The organism is Sphingobium phenoxybenzoativorans, assembly GCF_001757355.1.
Lineage (GTDB): Bacteria > Pseudomonadota > Alphaproteobacteria > Sphingomonadales > Sphingomonadaceae > Sphingobium > Sphingobium phenoxybenzoativorans.
Map to the genome: position 1 here is coordinate 1 of NZ_MINO01000150.1, position 3,180 is coordinate 3,180.

At 60.1% G+C, this 3,180-nt stretch carries 2 protein-coding genes; both read right to left on the minus strand.

Annotated features, from left to right (window positions below; translation table 11 throughout):
- A partial coding sequence (locus BHQ40_RS24340; RefSeq protein WP_070158266.1) for a Tn3 family transposase occupies positions 1-2,090 on the minus strand: 2,090 nt, incomplete at its 3' end.
- 91 nt (positions 2,091-2,181) lie between these two features.
- The coding region (locus BHQ40_RS24345) for a dihydrolipoyl dehydrogenase family protein (protein WP_070158267.1) at positions 2,182-3,180 on the minus strand (999 nt) is incomplete at its 5' end.

A 3,180-nucleotide genomic window follows, 5' to 3' on the forward strand; every position in this document is an offset into this window, starting at 1 on the left:
CCATATTTGGCATTGACGTCCGCCGCCCCTGAACGGCTCCGCCCCGACCGGAAGAACTGGCCATCGGACGACGAACTGGTGCCAGCGCCCCAATGCCGCGCGAAGGGTAATTCGTGATGGGCTGAGATGATCATGGCCAGCGCGGCCTGATAGTTCTCGGGTGAAAGATACCAGTTGTGGGTCCATGCGAGTTGGGCATAGCTGACGCCTTCGCTGGCATTGGCCATCCGCTCCAGCCCGAGGTTGGTGCCATCAGCCAGAATTGCGGCGAGTACCGTGCTGGGGTTGTCGTGCTCCTTGCCTGAGCGCAGGTCACGGAATGCGTTCAAAAAACCAGTGCGTTCGGCGACTTCAAGCAGCAGCTCGGTGATGCGCACGCGGGGAAGCAGGGTATCGAGCTTGCGATCGAGGGCTTCAGCTTCCGGTGGGGTGACAGGCGGCATTTGCTGAAGCTTGAGCCGGTCTCGTTCGAGCGACACTCCCTCAAGCTTGTTTGTTTTCAACTGCTTGGCAAATCGGCGCAGCCGCCAGTCAAGATTTCGTGCCCGGTCAGCGAGGTAGGATGCAGCATTTGAATCGAACGGAAGCACATCCGCCACTTTGGCGGCGTCGCGCCGACCCAGCAAATAGGCATCGAAGCGCTGATAGTTGCGGGTTCCCTCGATCCATACATCACCGGCGCGCAAACGATCACGCAAGGTTGCCATGATCGCAATTTCATAACGTCGGCGGTCGATACGGCCGCTTTCGGTGATGAGACGCTTCCACTGCCGATTGGGGAATGGCAGTGGAACGCCATCGGGAAGGTCGCGCGACTTTCGTGTGTTCGCATCGCGAATGACATCGATGGCTTTGATCAGTGCCGTCCCTGTTCCAGACGCCTTGAAGGTGAAGGCGTCCAGAAATGCCGGGCTGAAACGCCGTAGCGTGGCGTAACGCTCGGTTGCCGTTACCAGTGCGTCCTCGCCGGCAAGATCAGCAAGGGCATCTACTTGGGCCTTTGCCGCAACAAGCCGGTGCCAGCCCACCGCTTCGTCAATCAATTCGAGCGGATCGCCGCCATTCTGGACAGCCTCATCAAGTGCTGTAATCGTGGCGCCAAACAGCCGCATGAGTTGCCCCACCGACTGAATACTATCTTGGTAGCGACGCTCGCGCCCACGCCGCGCGCGCGTGAACATGCCGCCGATAAGTCGGTCAAACATTTGGATCGCGGCATCGGCAAGTCTGGCCTCAAGGTCGATCACTGCGGCCGTCAACGTCGCCCGCCTGCGATTGACGCTGTAATCCGAAAGCAGGAATGCCGGTGCCACGCCGCCCTCGCGGACAAATTGGGCAAAGCGGAATTCCGGAATGGCGCCCCCAACTACCGGGTGGATACCTATGCCGCGAACATAGCGCAGGCGCTCAAGCAAGCCATTGATATTGGCCGCAGTCGGGGCTTCTTCGAAATTACGCAACCACGCCAGCGGTGTCATGCCGAAATCCGGGTTGTTGATTACGAGTTCGTCTAGCCGTGTCAGTTCAGCAGAGCTGAGGCCTTCGACGATTGCGGCTGCGGCAGCTTTGCGTGCGCGTGCCCGGCCAGCAAGACCGGCGCGTTCCAGTGTGTCGCCTGACGGAAGAATGAACCGCTCACCCTTCAGGCCAACCATGAGGGCGCGAACAATCGGTTCACCTCTGTCTGTATACTCGGCGGCTTGCGCGGCAAGATTCAGGGCAAGTGCCAGGTCGCCGCGTCGAAACGGGCGTATGCCAAGATAACGCGCCACGAGATCGGCATGATCGGTACGGGTTTGCGCGCGCTGACCATATGCAGAGAAGGAGGAAGGATCGACGAATAACTGTGCCGCGAGGTACTGAAGAATGACGTCGGGAAGCCCGATCTCGGGTTGCAGACCAAAGCCGGGATGTCGCATCAAAGCGATTTGTGCAGCCAGACCGAGGCGATTTGCTGGACCATAGCGGCGCCCAACCAATTCAACATCTTCCGCAGAAAGGGTATAATGCCCAATGATCGCGGTTTCTTGGACAGGAGGATCGAACAGGCGCCGGCGCTCGTCTCCGGTCAGAAGTCGGCGTCGTGCCATTTTGCTCTCCCGCTGAGGCGAATAACAAAATTGACACCAAAGCGGCTTGCACTGGAGGGAGGCCATTCGTTGCCGGTTGATCCCCGAGCAATCACCCGGCGCAGCAAGACAGTTTGGCGACATCCTTATCAAACGTTTGGGCCGCCAGTTTGAGGCCTTCCACAGTGGTCAGGTAAGGAAATATCGTTGCACCCAATTCCAGGGTGGTCATGCCGTGTTTGATCGCCAGCACCAGTGTCTGGATCGAATCCGCGCCTTCGGGTGCCATGATCTGGCCGCCCAGCAAACGGTCGTTCGCCTTGTCGGCAATCAGTTTGATGAGACCCCGCGTATCGCGTGCTGCCAGTGCCCTTGGCACAGCATCGAGCGGGAGCAGCGAAACCTTGATGTCCAGGCCTTGCGCCCGTGCTGTCGTTTCAGTGAGGCCGGCGCTGGCGACTTGCGGGTCGGTGAAGACGACGGATGGCATGGCGGAATTGTCGTAGCGGTATTGGTTGCCCGTCACCGCGTTGCGCGCGGCCAGTTTTGCGGCATAGGCGGCCATGTAGACGAACTGGTCCCGTCCCGTTACATCGCCCGCCGCGTAAATGCCTGAGACCGACGTTTCGAGGTGGTCATCGACGACGATTCCACCATTACGGGCAAGCACTATGCCGCGCTCCTCCAGCCCAAGCCCGTCGCTATTGGGTCGGCGTCCGGTGGCGATGAGCACCTGTTCCGCCGCGACGGTGTCACAATGCCCCTCGCAGGTCAATTCGACCCCGCTCTGTGTTTGGGCGATACGCTGATAGCCGACACCTGCGCAAACCCGCACGCCCTCGGCTTCCAAATAGTTTTTCAGCGCGGCACTCACTTCCGGGTCCATTTCGGGGAGCAGGCGGCTTCGGCAGCAGATGGTGACATCAACGCCCAGACGCGAAAACATCTGTCCCAGTTCTACCCCGATCACCCCGCCACCGATCACCAGCAGCGATTTGGGCAAGCGATCCAGCGCCAGCGCCGATGTGCTGGTTAGGTAGGGCACGCTGTCCATCCCCGGAATCGGCGGCACGGCGGCGTGCGCACCCATCGCCAATATGACCTTGCCGAC